Annotated in this window: 13 protein-coding genes; 3 read left to right on the top strand and 10 right to left on the bottom strand. The window is 66.3% G+C overall.

Going from position 1 to position 17,111, the window contains the following annotated elements; translation table 11 throughout:
* Positions 1-2 precede the first annotated feature (2 nt).
* Genes fdhF through CIT39_RS12205 form a run of 3 tightly spaced genes read left to right on the top strand, consistent with a single transcriptional unit; the run spans position 3 to position 3,928 of the window.
* A complete protein-coding gene (gene fdhF / locus CIT39_RS12215; protein WP_094975080.1) occupies positions 3-2,876 on the top strand; it encodes a formate dehydrogenase subunit alpha in 2,874 nt (957 codons plus the stop codon).
* A gap of 4 nt (positions 2,877-2,880) precedes the next feature.
* On the top strand, positions 2,881-3,708 hold the full coding sequence (gene fdhD, locus CIT39_RS12210; protein ID WP_094975081.1) for a formate dehydrogenase accessory sulfurtransferase FdhD: 828 nt from the start codon (positions 2,881-2,883) through the stop codon (positions 3,706-3,708).
* Positions 3,698-3,928, top strand: a complete 231-nt coding sequence (locus tag CIT39_RS12205; protein WP_162308463.1) for a formate dehydrogenase subunit delta — start codon at positions 3,698-3,700, stop codon at positions 3,926-3,928. Before fdhD ends, CIT39_RS12205 begins: the two co-directional genes overlap by 11 nt.
* Here the strand turns inward: CIT39_RS12205 and CIT39_RS12200 are convergent.
* The 10 genes from CIT39_RS12200 to CIT39_RS12155 all read right to left on the bottom strand — a co-directional run bounded on the left by CIT39_RS12200 (position 3,888) and on the right by CIT39_RS12155 (position 17,090).
* Positions 3,888-6,872 (bottom strand): bifunctional [glutamine synthetase] adenylyltransferase/[glutamine synthetase]-adenylyl-L-tyrosine phosphorylase, encoded by a 2,985-nt coding sequence (locus CIT39_RS12200; RefSeq protein WP_094975083.1) that lies wholly within the window; start codon positions 6,870-6,872, stop codon positions 3,888-3,890. The two genes, CIT39_RS12205 and CIT39_RS12200, sit on opposite strands and share 41 nt — an antisense overlap.
* Positions 6,869-8,329, bottom strand: a complete 1,461-nt coding sequence (locus tag CIT39_RS12195; protein WP_094975084.1) for a sensor histidine kinase — start codon at positions 8,327-8,329, stop codon at positions 6,869-6,871. Before CIT39_RS12195 ends, CIT39_RS12200 begins: the two co-directional genes overlap by 4 nt.
* The gene (locus CIT39_RS12190; protein ID WP_094975131.1) at positions 8,313-8,993 is read right to left on the bottom strand and encodes a response regulator transcription factor; all 681 of its coding nucleotides are present in this window, start codon (positions 8,991-8,993) and stop codon (positions 8,313-8,315) included. Before CIT39_RS12190 ends, CIT39_RS12195 begins: the two co-directional genes overlap by 17 nt.
* Before the next feature lie 284 nt (positions 8,994-9,277).
* Positions 9,278-10,855, bottom strand: coding sequence for a Do family serine endopeptidase (locus tag CIT39_RS12185; RefSeq protein ID WP_094975132.1), 1,578 nt, complete (start codon positions 10,853-10,855; stop codon positions 9,278-9,280).
* A 219-nt stretch (positions 10,856-11,074) separates the two neighbouring features.
* Positions 11,075-12,418: a methyl-accepting chemotaxis protein gene (locus CIT39_RS12180; RefSeq protein ID WP_094975085.1), complete on the bottom strand. Its 1,344-nt coding sequence runs from the start codon at positions 12,416-12,418 to the stop codon at positions 11,075-11,077.
* 118 nt (positions 12,419-12,536) lie between these two features.
* Positions 12,537-13,019: a cytochrome c-type biogenesis protein gene (locus CIT39_RS12175; protein ID WP_094975086.1), complete on the bottom strand. Its 483-nt coding sequence runs from the start codon at positions 13,017-13,019 to the stop codon at positions 12,537-12,539.
* 4 nt (positions 13,020-13,023) lie between these two features.
* Positions 13,024-15,006: a heme lyase CcmF/NrfE family subunit gene (locus tag CIT39_RS12170; RefSeq protein WP_094975087.1), complete on the bottom strand. Its 1,983-nt coding sequence runs from the start codon at positions 15,004-15,006 to the stop codon at positions 13,024-13,026.
* Positions 15,003-15,530, bottom strand: coding sequence for a cytochrome c maturation protein CcmE (gene ccmE, locus CIT39_RS12165; protein ID WP_094975133.1), 528 nt, complete (start codon positions 15,528-15,530; stop codon positions 15,003-15,005). Before ccmE ends, CIT39_RS12170 begins: the two co-directional genes overlap by 4 nt.
* 37 nt (positions 15,531-15,567) lie before the next feature.
* Complete coding sequence (gene ccmI, locus CIT39_RS12160; protein ID WP_094975134.1) at positions 15,568-16,689, bottom strand: c-type cytochrome biogenesis protein CcmI; 1,122 nt, start codon at positions 16,687-16,689, stop codon at positions 15,568-15,570.
* 131 nt (positions 16,690-16,820) lie between these two features.
* Positions 16,821-17,090: a hypothetical protein gene (locus CIT39_RS12155; protein ID WP_162308462.1), complete on the bottom strand. Its 270-nt coding sequence runs from the start codon at positions 17,088-17,090 to the stop codon at positions 16,821-16,823.
* Positions 17,091-17,111: the final 21 nt, after the last annotated feature.

Below are 17,111 nucleotides of genomic sequence, written 5' to 3'. Positions count from 1 at the left end.
CAATGTCTCTGATCGAAGAAATCGACTTCGGCACACCGCGCTCCAAATCGGAAACGATGGTGACCCTGACCATCGACGGCAATGAGGTCACGGTGCCCGAGGGCACCTCAATCATGCGCGCCGCGATGGACGCGGGCCACCAGATCCCGAAGCTCTGCGCGACCGACATGGTCGATGCGTTCGGCTCCTGCCGTCTCTGCCTCGTCGAGGTCGAGGGCCGCGCCGGAACGCCGGCCTCCTGCACCACGCCCGTCATGAACGGTCTCGTCGTGCACACCCAGAGCGAGCGGCTGAAGAAGCTGCGCAAGGGTGTAATGGAGCTCTACATCTCCGATCATCCGCTCGACTGCCTCACTTGCGGCGCCAATGGCGACTGCGAGTTGCAGGACATGGCCGGCGCCGTCGGCCTGCGCGACGTGCGCTACGGCTATGAGGGCGAGAACCACGTCTTCGCCAAATCGGACGGCTGCTCCAACGACAATTGGATGCCGAAGGACGAGTCCAATCCCTACTTCACCTATGATCCCTCCAAGTGCATCGTCTGCTCGCGCTGCGTCCGCGCCTGCGAGGAGGTGCAAGGCACCTTCGCGCTGACCATCTCCGGCCGCGGCTTCGACAGCCGCGTCTCGCCCGGCATGAGCGAGAGCTTCCTCGGCTCCGAATGCGTCTCCTGCGGCGCCTGCGTGCAGGCCTGCCCGACCGCGACGCTGACCGAAAAGTCCGTGATCGAGATCGGCCAGCCCGAGCACTCCGTGGTCACCACCTGCGCCTATTGCGGTGTCGGCTGCACCTTCAAGGCCGAGATGCGCGGCGAGGAAGTCGTGCGCATGGTGCCGTACAAGGACGGCAAGGCCAACCGCGGCCATTCCTGCGTCAAGGGCCGCTTCGCCTGGGGCTACACCAACCACGGCGAACGCATTCTCAATCCGATGATCCGCGAACGGATCGAGGATCCCTGGCGCGAAGTATCCTGGGACGAGGCGTTCTCGTTCGCGGCCTCCAAGATGCGCGGCATCCAGGAGACATACGGCCGCGACGCCATCGGCGGCATCACCTCGTCCCGTTGCACCAACGAGGAAACCTATCTGGTGCAGAAGTTGATCCGCGCCGGCTTCGGCAACAACAATGTCGACACCTGTGCCCGCGTCTGCCATTCGCCGACCGGCTACGGCCTCGCCACCACCTTCGGCACGTCAGCCGGCACTCAGGATTTCGACTCGGTCGAGGACACCGACGTCGTCCTCGTGATCGGTGCCAATCCGGCCTCCGCTCATCCCGTGTTCGCGTCCCGCCTGAAGAAGCGGTTGCGCCAGGGCGCCAAGCTGATCGTGATCGATCCGCGCCGCACCGAGATGGTGGAAGCGCCCCACGTGAAAGCGCTGCACCTGCCCTTGATGCCCGGCACCAACGTCGCGGTCATGACCGCGCTGGCGCATGTCATCGTCACCGAAGGCCTCGCCAACGAAGCCTTCGTGCGCGAACGCTGCGACTGGACCGAGTTCGAGGAATGGGCGACGTTCGTGTCGCAGCCCAAGAACAGCCCGGAAGCCACCGCCATCCTCACCGGTGTCGATCCGAAGGATCTGCGCGAAGCGGCCCGCACCTACGCCACCGGCGGCAACGGTGCGATCTATTACGGTCTCGGCGTCACCGAGCACAGCCAGGGCTCGACCACCGTGATCGCGATCGCAAACCTTGCGATGGCCACAGGCAATATCGGCCGTCCCGGCGTCGGCGTGAACCCGCTGCGCGGCCAGAACAACGTGCAGGGCTCCTGCGACATGGGCTCGTTCCCGCACGAGCTGCCCGGCTACCGCCACATCTCCGGCGACGCCGTGCGCGACCAGTTCGAAGCACTGTGGAACGTCAAGCTCAACCCCGAGCCGGGCCTGCGCATTCCCAACATGTTCGACGCCGCGGTCGAAGGCACCTTCATGGGCATCTATGTGCAGGGCGAGGACATTCTTCAATCCGATCCCAACACCAAGCACGTGGTGGCTGCACTGTCCGCGATGGAATGCGTCATCGTCCACGACCTGTTCCTGAACGAGACCGCGAACTACGCCCATGTCTTCCTGCCCGGCTCGAGCTTCCTCGAGAAGGACGGCACCTTCACCAACGCCGAGCGCCGCATCCAGCGCGTGCGCAAGGTGATGACGCCGAAGAACGGCATGGCCGATTGGGAGGTCACCATCGGCCTTGCCAAGGCAATGGGCTTCGAGATGAACTACGGCCACCCTTCCGAGATCATGGACGAGATCGCGGCGCTGACGCCGACCTTCGCCGGCGTCTCCTACGCCAAGCTCGACGAGCTCGGCTCGGTGCAGTGGCCCTGCAACGAGCAGGCGCCGGAGGGGACGCCGGTGATGCATATCGACGGCTTCGTCCGCGGCAAGGGCAAGTTCGTCGTCACCGAATATGTCGCCACCGACGAACGCACCGGCCCGCGCTATCCGCTGCTGCTCACGACGGGCCGCATCCTCAGCCAGTACAATGTCGGCGCGCAGACGCGGCGCACAGAGAACGTGGTCTGGCACGCCGAGGACCGGCTGGAGATCCATCCACACGATGCCGAGCAGCGCGGCGTGCGCGACGGCGATTGGGTGCGGCTGAAGAGCCGCGCCGGCGAGACCACGCTGCGGGCCGAGATCACCGACCGCGTCGCGCCCGGCGTCGTCTACACCACCTTCCACCATCCGGACACGCAGGCCAACGTCATCACGACCGAGTATTCGGACTGGGCGACCAACTGTCCGGAGTACAAGGTCACGGCGGTCGAGGTCTCGCCCTCGAACGGCCCGTCCGACTGGCAGAAGGCCTATGACGCGCAGGCGCGGCAGTCCCGCCGCATCGCGCCGGCCGAGGCCGCGGAGTAGCCGCATGCATGTCCCAGTCCAGGCCATCGACCGGGAGACCTGGCGCGACGGCGTCGCGTCGGAGGGCGTGCGGCTGATCCCGGAGGAGACGCCGCTGGCGCTGACCTACAACGGCGGCACCTATGCCGTCATGATGGGGACGCCGCAGAACCTGGAAGATTTTGCCGTCGGCTTCAGCTTGAGCGAAGGCATCGTCAAATCGGCCGACGACATCCGGTCGCTCGAAGTGGTCCGCCTCGACGATGGCATCGAGCTCAGGATGTGGCTGGCGGCGGAAGACGCCGCGCGCATCGGCGAGCGCCGTCGCTACGTCGCGGGACCCACCGGCTGCGGCATCTGCGGCATCGAGTCCATTGCCGAGGCCGTGCGCCCCGCAGCGGTCGTGCCGCACGGCCAGACCTTCACGCCCGAGCAGATCATGGCGGCGATGCAAGCGATCGCGCCGCTGCAATCGATCAATCTGCAGACCCGCGCGGTTCACGCCGCCGCGTTCTGGTCCCCAGCCGGCCACATCGTCGGGCTGCGCGAGGATGTCGGCCGCCACAATGCGCTGGACAAGCTCGCCGGCGCGCTGGCGCGCGGCCGAACAGATACGCGCGGCGGCATGGTGCTGCTGACGAGCCGCGTCTCGGTCGAGATGGTGCAGAAGGCAGCCGCAATCGGCGCACCGGTGATGGTCGCGGTGTCCGCGCCGACCGCGCTTGCGGTGCGTACGGCGGAAGCCGCCGGCATCACGCTGATCGCGATCGCACGGCAGGACGGATTCGAGATATTTACGCACGGCGGCCGGATCGTGGCTCGCCATGCCACGGAGGTTGCCGATGTCGCCTGACCGCCTGATCTACATGGCCAACCAGATCGGCAAGTTCTTCCAGAGTCAGGGCCACAATAAAGCCGTGCCGGGGATTGCCGAGCACATCAAGAAGTTCTGGGATCCCCGGATGAAGCGCGCGATCTTCGCCCATCTCGACGCCGGCGGCGCGGGCCTGGAGCCTGACGTCCGCGAGGCGCTCACCTCGCTGAAGGCGGCGTCCCTTCCAGCAGCGCCCTGAACACGCGCCGCACCTCGCTCTGCGTCTCCTTCACACGCGCCTCCAGCGAGGAAAAATCCGGCGCATCGCCGGCCCGCGCCATCACGCGCTGCAGATCGGTGCCGGCGGTTTCCGGCTTGAAGCGGTCGCTGACGCACAGCCGCAGGATCTGCGTGAGGTCGTGATAGAGCCGTGCGGCCGCACGCAAGATCTCGGTCTCCGATTGCGGAAGCACGCCGAGCCTACAGGCGTTGTCGAGCACCTGCACCGTACCGACGTCGAGAATTTCCGGCTTATCGTGCGCGTGCACGAGCTGGAGATATTGCGCGATGAAGTCGATGTCGACCATGCCGCCGGCAGCGTATTTGAGATCCCAGCAATCGGCCTCGCCCTTCTCCTGGGCGATCGCGCGCCGCATGTCGGCGACGTCGTTGGCGGTGATTCCGGAATCGCGGTGACGGGTCAGGACATCGCGGATGACGCGCTCGATCCGCATCCGGAATTCCGGCGAAGCCGACACCACGCGGGCGCGCGTGAGCGCCATGTGCTCCCAGGTCCAGGCCTCGTTGGCCTGATAATCCGCGAACGAGACCAGACTCGAGGCGACGGGACCGGCGCGGCCTGAAGGACGCAGCCGCATGTCGATCTCGTAGAGCACGCCGTAATTGGTGCGGGTCGTGAAGGCGCTGATCAGGCGCTGGGTGAAGCGGGCGAAATAATGCGCGCCCTGAAGCGATTTCGGCCCGTCCGAGTCCGGGGCCTCGCCGTCGAAATCGTAGAGCAGGATCAGGTCGAGATCGGACGACGCCGTCATCTCGCGGCTGCCGAGCCGGCCCATCGCGATGATCGCGGTCTCCTGTCCCTTGATGCGGCCGTGCTGGGCGGCGAAGCGGTCGGCAACGAGGCCGTGCACGGTGTGGACGATGCCCTCGGCGACATCGGCGAAGGCCGTGCTCGCCTGCTGCGCCGAGACGGTGCCGGAAAGAATCCGCGTGCCGATCAGGAACAGGCTCTCCTGCCCGAACAGCCGCAGGCGGTCGAGGAACTCTTCGTAGGAGCCGGCGTCCTGCACGGTCGCGGCCAACCGTCCCGACAATTCCTGCCGGTCCGGCATGGCGCCGAAGAAGCGCGGGTCGATCAGGCCGTCCATCAGCTGCGGCTGCCGCGCCAGCATCTCCCCGAGCCGCGGCGCGGCCCCCAGCACCAGCGCCACCAGCGCAACGAGATCGCGGTTCTGACCGAGCAGCGTGATCAGCCGGCCGCCGCGCTGGAGCGCCCCGAGGAAATCATCGAACGCCACGACGGCGCGATCCGGCTCCTCGGCATGAGCGAGGCCGTCGATCAGGGCAGGAACGAACTCGACGAAGGCGTTTCGCGTCGCCTCATTGCGGAATACGCGATAGTCGCCGGTGATCCAGTCGCACACCGTCTGCGCAACGGCGGCCGGCTTCTTGAAGCCGAGCGTTGCAAGGTGCTGGAGCAGGCGCGGATCGTCGGGACCGGCACTGTAGTCGAGCGCCGGCAGCTTGGCCGTGCCGGTCGGATCGTCGCCCTCGAACAGTTTTTCATAGTGCCCCTGCACGATCTCGAGCTGCCGCAGCAGGTCGGTCGCAAAGGCTTCGCGATCCGGATAGCCGAAGAAGCGCGCAAAACGCTCGACCGCCTCCTTGTCTTCGGGCAGCGCGTGGGTCTGCTCGTCGGCGATCATCTGGAGGCGATGCTCGACCCGGCGCAGGAATTCATACGCAATGGCGAGCTCGTCGCGCGCCGTAGGGGTGATCCAGTTGCTGGAGGCGAGAATGTCGAGCGCCTTCAGCGTCGGCCGCACCCGCAATTCCGGATGGCGGCCGCCGGCGATCAATTGCTGGGTCTGCGCGAAGAACTCGATCTCGCGGATGCCGCCGCGGCCGACCTTGACGTTGTGCCCCTCCACCGCGACCTCGCTCTGGCCGCGATAGGTCTGCATCTGCCGCTTCATGTCGTGGACGTCGGCGAGCGCGGCGAAGTCGAGATGCTTGCGCCAGACGAAGGGCGCGATCTCGGCCAGCAAAGCTTCGCCCGCTTTGGCGTCGCCGGCGCAGGCCCGCGCCTTGATCATTGCGGCGCGCTCCCAGGTGCGCCCCTCCCGCTCATAATAGTTCAGCGCGGCGTCCCTGGAGATCGCCACCTGCGTCGAGGACGGATCGGGCCGCAGGCGCAGATCGACGCGGAACACATAGCCGTCATAGGTGCGCTGCTGCAGGATGCGCGCCATGCCCTGCGTCACCCGCACGAAGAACGGTTGCGGCTCGATGTCCGCCGCCAGCGTCGTCGAATCGGGATCGAAGAACACGATGAGATCGATGTCGCTGGAATAGTTCAGCTCGCCCGCGCCCATCTTGCCCATCGCCAGCACGATCAGCCCGCAGCCCTCTTCGGGCGCCTCGGGATTGGGCGGCGAGAGCTTGCCACGTGCGGCTTCCTGCCGCAGCAGGTATTGGAGCGCCGCCTGCACCGAGGACACCGCGACATCGGTCAGCGCCGCCGTCACCCGCATCACCGGCCAGACCCCGCCGATGTCGCACAGAGCGGTGAGAAGCGCCGCCTCGGCCTTCATGCGGCGGAGCAGCCGCATCACCTCGGCTTCATCCGTCGCGGCCAGTACCCCGCCCCTCGCCTCCGCGATCAACGCAGGCAGATGCGTATCCGGATCGCATTCGAGCAGCCGGATCAGGCGCAGCGGCTCAGTGCGCACCAGATCGAACAAATAAGGCGAGAATTCCGCGATGCCGGTCAGGATATCCCGCGCGAAGGGATGAGCCAGCAACGCTTCGAGACGGGCCAATTGCGCCGGCTCGAGCTCGGCCAGCCAATTGTCAAAACGTCGTTCGTCGGTTGTGGAAGCGGCAATATGGGGAGCCTCCGCGAAGCGTGCGGCGAGGCTCTCACCATGCTTGTCCGCGTTTCCCGGCGCGGAGTGGTTCATGCCACCTTCTGTGGCACATCCGGTATTGGCGGAGCAACCCTGTCGCCGGCCCCGGCGCGCGCGGGCAGCACCAGCGTGGCGACGAGACCGGGCTGGGCATCGCCCAGCTTCAACTCACCGCCATGCAATGTCGCAACCGCCGAGGCGAGGCTGAGACCGAGGCCGGAGCCCGGCAGCGTGCGGCTCGCTTCCAGCCTCACGAATCGTTCGACGGCATGCGCGCGGTCGGCCTCGGGGATGCCGGGACCGCGATCGGTGACGCTGAGCAGCACCTTGTCGCCATCGCGCCTTGCTTCGATCGTGATCGGGCGAGCGTCCATGCTGACCACGGTTCCGCCGGTCTGTGCGACCGGCTTGCCGTATTTGATCGCATTCTCGACCAGATTGGCGAGCGCCTGGCTGACCAATTCGCGATTGGCGTGAACCGGTGTCGGCTCGGCCTTGACCTTCAACGTCATGCCGTCGTCCTCGGCGAGCGGCTCGTAGAGCTCGTGGATGCCACCGGCGACCTCGGCCGCGTCGAAATCATCCATGTTGCCGCGCGCCTGCCCGGACTCGGCGCGCGCGATCATCAGCAGCGCGTTGAAGGTGCGGATCAGGCCGTCGGATTCCTCGATGGTCCGTTCCAGCGCCGCCCGGTAATCGGCTTCGCAGCCCGATTTCGCCAGCGCCTCCTCGGCGCGGTTGCGCAGGCGCGTCAGCGGCGTCTTGAGGTCGTGGGCGATGTTGTCGGAGACCTCCTTCAGGCCAGCCATCAGCGCCTCGATCCGCTCCAGCATGGCATTGAGGTTTTCGGCGAGGCGGTCGAGCTCGTCACCGCTACGCCCCACGGGAAGACGCCCGCTGAGATCGCCGGTCATGATGCGCTGCGCAGTCCCGGTCATGGCGTCGATGCGCCGGAGCACGCGGCGCGCGACGAAGATGCCGCCGCCCAGACCGAGCACGACGACGATCAGGATCGACCATTGCGCCGCCTTGGCGACGATGCCGAACAGGCGACGCCGCTCGGCGAGGTCGCGGCCGATCAGCAGCCGGAAGCCGTTTTCCAGTTCGGTGACACGCACCAGCGCACGATGGTCGCGGTCGTCGGCGTCCTCGATCCGCCGGTAGGCGGTCTCCGACCAGCCGCGCGTCGCCATCACGCCGGGCGCCAGCGAGCCGACATTGCCGGCGATCGCCTGTCCGGTCGGCGTGGTCACGAGATAGAGGTTGGCGCCCGGCCGCAGCGCCCGATACTCGATCGCAAGCACCAGGCCGCGCAGGCCACGGCGGCCGTAGATCTCGGAGATCTCCGAGGTCTCGGCATTGACCGTCTGCGTGATCTCCTCGGTGATCAGCCGTCGCGTATTCCAGGCGAAATAGGCCAGCAGCGAGGCCGCGAACATCGCGAACAACAGCAGATAGACCAGCGTCAGCCGGAACGCCGTGGTGCGGACGAGTTTACCGAATGCCGTCACGGATCATGTACCCGGCGCCGCGGATCGTGTGCAGCAGCGGGCGCTCGAAGCCCTTGTCGATCTTGGAGCGCAGCCGCGAGATGTGCACGTCGATCACGTTGGTCTGCGGATCGAAATGATAGTCCCAGACGTTCTCCAAGAGCATGGTGCGGGTCACCACCTGGCCGGCATGCTTCATCAAATATTCGAGCAGGCGGAATTCGCGCGGCTGCAGCGTCAGCTCGTCCTTGCCGCGGGCGACGCGATGCGAGAGCCGGTCGAGCTCGAGATCGCCGACGCGGTAGAGCGTGTCCTCGGCCGGACCACCGCGGCGGCGCGACAGCACCTCGACCCGGGCCAGGAGCTCGGCGAAGGAGTAGGGTTTCGGCAGATAGTCGTCGCCGCCGGCGCGCAGGCCCTTGATGCGGTCGTCGACCTGTCCGAGCGCAGAAAGAATCAGCACCGGCGTGGTGTTGTCCTGATCGCGCAGCGCGCCGATCAGCGACAGGCCGTCGCGCTTGGGCAGCATGCGATCGACCACCAGCACGTCGTAATCGCCGTTTTCGGCCATGGCGAGTCCTTCCTCGCCGTCGCTGGCGTGGTCGGCAATGTGTCCGACCTCGCGAAATGCCTTCACGAGGTAATCGGCGGATTCGCGGTCGTCTTCAATGATGAGGAGGCGCATCGTGCGTTCGGCGGCGGTCAAGGAGGTCAACCTTCTCTAAACATGGCGCGAGCGGCAATCGCATGCAAGCCGAGTGGGAGACTCTGGCATCGAGAAAAAGGCGGGCGGTGAAGCTGGGGGGACTTCACCGCCCTAGGCCTTCCGACGGAGGGGGGCGTAATTCCACCGGAAGGTAGACTGGGGAAGCGAACGTTGCGCTGCTTCCCCGAAGGGCGCCGTCGGCGGGGGCGACTGATGCCGGCGACACCCTTCATCTCGTGGGCCTCCTGAAGCCTCAGCCCTGGTCAGCCCTTGGCGAGGGGCACCGCGACGAAGCGCGACTGGCCGCCGCTCTTCACGCGCATCAGGACGCTGTTCTTGTTGTCGGTCCGCGCCGCGGTGATGGCCTCGCGGACGTCGCCGGCGGTGGCCACGCTCTTGCCGCCGACTTCGAGAATCACGTCGCCTTCCTTGAAGCCGCGTTCGGCCGCGGCGCTCTTCGGATCGACTTCGGTCACCACGACGCCTTCCTTGCCGGCGCCGGCCACCGAATTGGCGGGGGCAACGGTCATGCCGAGCTTGGGCACGTCGGTCCCCTTGCTCGCACCCTTGCCGCTGTCATTGTCGTTGTCCGCCTTGGCCTCGACCGTATTCGGCAATTGGCCGAGCGTCATGTTCACGACCTTGTCCTGGCCCTTATGCAGCACGTTGAGCTTCACGGTCGCGCCGGGCGCCATGCCGCCGATGGTGCGGGCAAGCTCACGGGCGTCCTTGACCGTCTCGCCGTTGACCGCCGTAATCACGTCACCGGACTCGATGCCGGCCTTCGCGGCCGGACCGTTGGCCTGCGGCTCCGCCACCAGCGCGCCTTCGGCCTTCTTCATGCCGAGGCTGTCGGCGATATCGGAGGTCACGGGCTGGATCTGCACGCCGATCCAGCCGCGGCTGACTGAGCCCTTGTCCTTGAGCTGGGCGACCACGCTCTTCACGGTGCTCGCCGGAATCGAGAACGCGATGCCGACGCTGCCGCCGGAGGGCGAATAGATCGCCGTGTTGACGCCCATCACCTCGCCGTTGGTGTCGAAAGCCGGACCGCCGGAATTGCCCTTGTTCACGGGCGCGTCGATCTGGATGAAATCGTCATAGGGACCGTTGCCGATGTCGCGGCCGCTGGCCGAGACGATGCCGGCAGTCACTGTGCCGCCGAGGCCGAACGGATTGCCGACCGCGAGCACCCAGTCGCCGATCCGCGGCTTGGCGTCGGCAAGCTTGGCGAACGGGAAGTTCGAGCCGCCCTCGACCTTGATCAGCGCGAGGTCGGTGCGCTGGTCGGTGCCGATCACCTTGGCGCTGTAGGTCTTGCCGTCGTCGGTGGTCACCTCAACCTTGTCGGCGCCGTCGACCACGTGGTTGTTGGTCACCGCATAACCGTCAGCCGAGATGAAGAAGCCGGAGCCCTGGCCCTGCACGACGCGGCCACGGCCGCCCTTCGCGCCAGGGAAGCCGTCCGGACCGCCGAAGCGGCGGAAGAAGCGCTCCATTGGCGAGCCCGGCTGGAACGGCGAGGAGGAATCATCGCCGTCATCGTTGCTCGCTGTCTTCTCCTTGATGTTGACCTTCACCGAGATCACCGACGGCTTCACGCGCTCGACGACGTCGGCGAACCCGACCGGACGCTCGACCTTGCGAACCTCGTTGTTGACCTGCGCATGAGCCGGGGTCGAGAACAGGTCGGCCGGCGATGTCGACGGGCTGAAGCCATAGACGGCTGCGCCGAGACCGGCGACGACCGAGGCCATCAGCGCGAACCTGCGCGCGGAGAACACCGACCGGCGCGGCTGCCGGAAGGACGGAAGGTTCGAGAGGTCGATACGGTCGGTCATGCAGATCTCCAGGGCCTTGAAATCCATTTGGTGCCTGATGGCGGCACCTTACGGTCCTGAAGATGGGGGCTCCCGCCTTACCGTGCGCTGGCGGCGGGGTTAAACTTTTGTAATGAAGGGGTGCGCGGATGCGGCAGTTTAGCGCAGCCGAAAATCGTGATCTGACAGGAACTTAACCACCGTTCCCTCACGGCGTAGCAGACCCCTTTGTTGGCGCGCTCAGCTCGCTCTGACGCTGACGATGAACTCGTCGACTTCGCGCTTCAAGGTGGCGGCCTGCTGCGACAGATCGACCGCCGAATCCCGCGCCTCGGCGGCCATGCGGCCAGTCTCCGCCGACGTCGAGGTGATCTGGACGATATGGTTGGAGACGTCGAGCGTGCCGTGCGCGGCGTTCTGGGCGCTGCGCATGATCTCCTGCGTGGCGTTGCGCTGCTGGGCGGTGTCGACCTCGATGCCGGACATGATGGACGAGATCTCCGACAGCGTCTTGGAGATGCCGTCGATCGCGCCGCGCGTCTCCGCGGTGATGCCCTGTATGCTGGCGACATGGGAGGTGATTTCCTCCGTCGCCTTGCTGGTCTGGTGCGCCAGATTCTTCACCTCGGAGGCGACCACCGCAAACCCCTTGCCTGCCTCCCCTGCCCGCGCCGCCTCGATGGTGGCGTTCAGCGCCAGGAGATTGGTCTGCGATGCGATCGCCTGCACTAGCTGCACGACCTCGCCGATCTTGTCGGCGGCATCCGACAGCGTGTGGATGGTGTCGCGGCTCTTCTCCGCCTGGGACGCCGCGCCCTCGGCGCGCTGGGTCGCGTCGGTGACGCGACGGCTGATCGTGCCGATCGAATTCGTCATCTCCTCGGCCGAGCCCGCGACCGTCTGCACGCTGGCGCTGGCCTGGCTCGCCGCGCTTGCGACCGCATTGGCCTTGGTGCTGGTGTCGTTGGCCGTCCGCGACAACGTCTCGGCGTTGCTCTTCAGATGCACCGCCGATGAGGCCACGCTGTCGACGACGCTGGCGACGAGATCGTTGAAGCGCTTGATCCGCTCGTCCAGGAAGTTCGACCGCTCGGCCTGGTGCTGGGTTTCCTGCAGCTGCTGCTCAGTGAGGTGGCGCCGCTCGAGCCCGTTGGTCTTGAAGACTTCCAGCGCACCGGCGAGCAGGCCGATCTCGTTGGTGCGGCCGAGCCCCGGAACCGGTGTCTGGAATTTCTGGTCGGCGACCTCGCGCATGGCGTGCACGATCGCCGCCAGCGGACTGAGGATGCCGTTGCGCACGGCGAACCAGGTGGTGAGGCAGATCGCGACGGCAACGACGGCGATCACGCCGCAGGCCATCAGGAAATAGGAGAACGCGGCCTGCGCCTGCTGATAGATCTGCATGGCGTGATCGCGCGCGGGGCCACTGAGCGCGGCGAAGTCCGAGGACAGGCTGGTGATCTCGTTGTTGAGATAGAGCACCGCGATGAAGCCGGTACCACCGCCGATGCCCAGCAGAAACAACAATGCAGCGACGACGGCGCCGACCAGGAAGCGGATCGTCAGATTGCTGTTCGCGAACATCAGAAGGACTCAGAGTCTGGAGACAAGGCTCGCGACAAGCTTCCAGACAAAGGTCAAAATTGCATGAACCGGACGGGGCCGGCCGTAGCACTACCGAGCACGAACGACGCCCATGAGCTCACGGAGATTTTGGCTCGTCCGACATCAGGGCCGCGAGCCGCGCCTGCTCATCGGACGTAAGTGGCGGCGCTGGTACATCTGCACCACTGCGCGCGCGACGCCGGATTTGCAGCCACAGCGCCAGGCCGCCGCCGATCAGCAGCGACGGCCCGAGCAGCCACAGCAGCAGGGTCTGACGCTCGAAGCGTGGCTTCAGCAGCACGAACTCGCCATAGCGCGCGACCAGGAAGTCGAGCACCTGCGAGTTGCTGTCGCCGGCGCCGATGCGCTCGCGCACCAAGAGCCGCAGATCACGCGCCAGCGGCGCGTCGGAATCGTCGATCGACTGGTTCTGGCAGACCATGCAGCGCAGCTCGCGCGACAGCTCGCGCGCACGGGCTTCCTTGGCCGGATCCGGCATGATCTCGTCGGGCTGCACCGCATGAGCCGCAGGCAAGGCCAGCAGCATCAGCAGGGTGAACGCGGCCATCATCCGGCGCATCGGATCACTCCGCCGGCTGGAGGCGCTGCTTGGCCCGCGCCGGCTTCGGCGCGCCGACCCGCAGGCGCCGGTCGGACAACGACAACACGCCGCCGAACGCCATCAGCACCGGCCCCCACCAGATCAAGAGCACCATCGGCTTGTAATAGATGCGCACGGCGATGGCGCCCTCGGCATTGGCTTCGCCGAGCGAAATGTAGAGCTGGCTCGCGCCGCGCGTCAGCAGCGCGGCCTCGGTGGTCGACGAGCCGCGGGTGGTGAAGCTGCGCTTGGAGGGCGTCATGACGCTGAGCGGCTTGCCGTCGAGGCTGACGTTGAACTCGGCGATCATCTCGCGATAGTTCGGGCCTTGACGCTGCAGCACCCCGTCGAGCTTCACGTCAAAGCCGGCGATGTGGGCGACGTCGTTCTGCTTCATGGTCGCGATGTGTTCGCTGTTCCAGGTGGTCTCGCAGACGATCCCGATCAGCGCCACGCCGAGGCCGGCATGCGCAAGCGCTGAGCCCCAGGCCGAGCGCGGCAGGCCGCGCGCCCGGTGGCGCACCGTCGCGAACGGCAGCCGCACGAGGCCGGTGCGTTCGACGATGTCGGTGACCGCGCCGGCGATGACGAAGACGCCGAGCCCGATCGCGAGTGGCGCCAGCGTGCTGCCCCCGCTCGCCCAGCCCCAGGCGATGGCGACGGCGACGAGCCCGGCGACGCCCGCAGCGAGCAGACGCTGCGTCACGCCGAGCAGATCGCCGCGCTTCCACGCCAGCATCGGCCCGAACGGCACCGCCAGCAGAAGCAGGGTGAACAGCGGCGCGAAGGTGAGATTGTAGAAGGGCGCGCCGACCGACATCTTGAAGTCGGCGAGCATCTCCATCGCCAGCGGATAGAGCGTGCCGAACAGCACGACCGCGCAGGCAACCGTGAGCAGCAGATTGTTCAGCACGAGCGCCCCCTCGCGCGAGATCGGCGCGAACAGGCCGCCCTGCTTCAACGACGTGGCGCGGCCCGCGAACAGCGCCAGGCTGCCGCCGATGAACAGGCAAAGGATCAGCAGAATGAACACGCCGCGGGTGGGATCGGTGGCGAAGGCGTGCACCGAGGTGATGACGCCCGAGCGCACCAGGAAGGTGCCGAGCAGCGACAGCGAGAAGGTCAGGATCGATAGCAGAATGGTCCAGACCTTCAGCGCGTTGCGTTTCTCCATCACCAGGGCCGAATGCAGCAGCGCGGTGCCGGAGAGCCACGGCATCAGCGAGGCGTTCTCGACCGGATCCCAGAACCACCAGCCGCCCCAGCCGAGCTCGTAATAGGCCCAGTACGATCCCATGGCGATGCCGAGCGTGAGGAATATCCAGGCGACCAGCGTCCACGGCCGCACCCAGCGCGCCCAGGCCGCATCGATCCGGCCCTCCATCAGCGCCGCGATTGCGAAGGAGAACGAGATCGAGAAGCCGACATAGCCGAGATAGAGCATCGGCGGATGCACGGCGAGCCCGATGTCCTGGAGCACCGGATTGAGATCGCGCCCCTCTATCGGCGGATTCGCGATACGCAGGAACGGGTTCGATGTCACGAGGATGAACAGATAGAAGGCGCTGGCGACCCACGCCTGCACGGCAAGCACGTGGGCGCGCAGCGACAGCGGCAGATTGTTGCCGAACGCGGCGACCAGCCCGCCGAACAGTGCGAGGATCGACACCCACAACAGCATCGAGCCTTCATGGTTTCCCCACACGCCGGTGATCTTGTAGAGCAGCGGCTTCATCGAATGGGAGTTTTCGTAGACATTGGCGACGGAGAAGTCCGAGTTCACGTGCAGCATCACGAGAGCGACGAACGAGGCACCGACGAACAGCAGCTGCGCCAGCGCCGTGGAGCGCGCCACATTCATCAGTGCAACATCGTTCAGGCGCGCGCCGATCAGGGGCACGATCGACTGGATCAGTGCGAGCCCAAGCGCCAGCACCAGCGCGTAATGTCCGGATTCTGCGATCACCGCATTGCTCCCTGCGCATTGCCCTGCGCGGTCGTCGCCGCGGGCTTGCCCGCGTCGGACGTCTTATTGCTGTCAGAAGGCTTGCCGCCGTAATCGTCCTTCCAGTGCCCCTGTTTCTTCAGGGCATCGGCGACGTCCTTGGGCATGTAAGTCTCGTCGTGCTTGGCAAGCACGGTATCGGCCTTGAACACGCCATGGGCGTCGAGCGCGCCCTCGGCGACGACGCCCTGCCCCTCGCGAAACAGGTCGGGCAGGATGCCCTTGTAGGCCACCGGCAGCTTGGCATTGCCGTCGGCGACCTCGAAGGTCACCGCGAGATTGTCGCCGCGCTGGAGCGAGCCGGGCTGCACCAGCCCGCCGAGGCGAAACCGCTTGCCGGGTTCGACGTGCTTCTCGGCGACCATGCTCGGTGTCGAAAAGAACACGATGGAGTCGCGAAGTGCGTTGAGCACCAGCGCGGCCGCGAGCGCGAGCACGGCGAGCGAGCCGCCGATGATGGTCATACGTCGCTGCTTGCGCGTCATGGCGTATCCGTTCTCCGCTGCTCTCGTCCCGACATCGTCATCCGCCGAGCCCGAGAGTCCTGAGGCCATCGTTGAGCTGGCGCAGCCGCTCAGCGTCGCTGGCAACCGCCTGCCGGGCATCGGCCGATGCTCCCACGGCCTTGTCGCGCTCGCCCATTACCAGATAGGCGCGCACCAGTCGCAGCCATCCATCGACGTCGTCGCCGTTCTGCTTCAAGCGGGTGGCCAGACGATCGACCATTCCGCGCACCATCGCGTTGCGATCGCCTTCGGCCATGTCCTTGGAAGCGGCAATCGTCTCATCCGACAACGCCGGCATCGTCCCGCCGCCGACCCGCACCAGCGAGGACTGCACCAAGGCACGCCACGGCGCATCCGAGGGCGCTTTCGCGAGCAGCGCGCGCCAGATCGTGGCTGCATCATCCTTGCGGCCGTCCTGCTCGGCGGCGAGGCCGAGGAAGTAGTTCGCCTTGGGATCGTCCGCGTTCAGGGCACGTGCACGCTCGAATTCCGTCTTGGCCTCGACGGTCACCACACCGCCAGCGGCAGCCGAGATTGCTTCGCCGAGATCGGACCGGCGTTCCGCGCTCTCGCCATTGTAGGTGAGCGAGTTGCGATAGGCGCGCACCGCATCGTCGAAACGGCCAAGCCGCTCCAGCACCGGCGCGAGCACGTTCCAGCCGCGGCCGTCGGTGGGATTCTTCTCCAGATGTTGCTGGACCTGCACCACGAGGTTCTCAAGCGACTGCGCCACGCCGGACCCGGATCCGCGCTCGCGCTCCGCCAGGGGAAAATCCTGAAGCCGAGGCGAGCCAAGTGGCATGTAGACGCCGATCGCAACGAGCGGCAGGCCAGCGAGCGCCACCACAGCTGCCGCGCGGCGCCATTTGAGATTCGATTTCGGGGCCATGGCCGGATCGATGGCGGGCTCGCTGGCGGCCGCGGCGAGCAGCCTGCGGCTGATCTCGACGCGCGCAGCCTCGGCATCCGGCGCGGGAATCATGCCCGCGGCGAGATCACGTTCGACCTCGGCCAACTGGTCCTTGTAAACAGCGACCTCGCTGCCCTGGTCTTGCGCGCGTCCATTGCGCCCAAGCGGCCAGAGCACGGCGAAAATCGCCGCGACCGTCATCAGCGCGAACACGAACCACAGCGTCATCTGGCAAACTTCCGGCAGCGCACGAACCGCGCCCATAGGTGGCTTTACACCACAGCCGGACGATGCGGCAATTGACAATTGTCAATTTGACGCGACCGCGCGCGGTCTTGAAACGGTGAAAATCCAACGGCTTAGCCGATTTCGAAGTCCGTGCTTTGGGCGGCGTCCTCGCCATGCCCATTGAAGGCCTTCAGGAAGTATGTTCCCGGCTTGATCGCATCAGGCAATCTGATGCGCAGCGCTCCGACCGGAACCGGAGAGGCAACCCTCGTGGTCGTCTCGGACAGTTGCCGACCGCTTGCCTTCTCGACCAGCACCACTTTGGCACCGACCATCAGTCTTTGATACTTGGCAACGACGACGCGGTTCTCGATTTCGATGGAGCTGATAACGGGTTTCATGCGCCCACAAATAGAAATTCC

Source organism: Bradyrhizobium symbiodeficiens (assembly GCF_002266465.3).
GTDB classification, from domain to species: Bacteria; Pseudomonadota; Alphaproteobacteria; order Rhizobiales; family Xanthobacteraceae; genus Bradyrhizobium; species Bradyrhizobium symbiodeficiens.
This window is presented reverse-complemented; position numbering and strand designations above follow the sequence as displayed.

Excerpts from the sequence above, each read along its gene's own strand:
- CIT39_RS12205 (WP_162308463.1), top strand. The coding sequence starts at position 3,698 with ATGTCGCCTGACCGCCTGATCTACATGGCCAACCAGATCGGCAAGTTC.
- CIT39_RS12180 (WP_094975085.1), bottom strand. The coding sequence starts at position 12,418 with ATGTTCGCGAACAGCAATCTGACGATCCGCTTCCTGGTCGGCGCCGTC.
- CIT39_RS12155 (WP_162308462.1), bottom strand. The coding sequence starts at position 17,090 with ATGAAACCCGTTATCAGCTCCATCGAAATCGAGAACCGCGTCGTCGTT.
- CIT39_RS12185 (WP_094975132.1), bottom strand. The coding sequence starts at position 10,855 with ATGACCGACCGTATCGACCTCTCGAACCTTCCGTCCTTCCGGCAGCCG.
- fdhF (WP_094975080.1), top strand. The coding sequence starts at position 3 with ATGTCTCTGATCGAAGAAATCGACTTCGGCACACCGCGCTCCAAATCG.
- CIT39_RS12175 (WP_094975086.1), bottom strand. The coding sequence starts at position 13,019 with ATGCGCCGGATGATGGCCGCGTTCACCCTGCTGATGCTGCTGGCCTTG.
- CIT39_RS12190 (WP_094975131.1), bottom strand. The coding sequence starts at position 8,993 with ATGCGCCTCCTCATCATTGAAGACGACCGCGAATCCGCCGATTACCTC.
- ccmE (WP_094975133.1), bottom strand. The coding sequence starts at position 15,530 with ATGACGCGCAAGCAGCGACGTATGACCATCATCGGCGGCTCGCTCGCC.
- fdhD (WP_094975081.1), top strand. The coding sequence starts at position 2,881 with ATGCATGTCCCAGTCCAGGCCATCGACCGGGAGACCTGGCGCGACGGC.
- CIT39_RS12200 (WP_094975083.1), bottom strand. The coding sequence starts at position 6,872 with ATGAACCACTCCGCGCCGGGAAACGCGGACAAGCATGGTGAGAGCCTC.
- ccmI (WP_094975134.1), bottom strand. The coding sequence starts at position 16,689 with ATGACGCTGTGGTTCGTGTTCGCGCTGATGACGGTCGCGGCGATTTTC.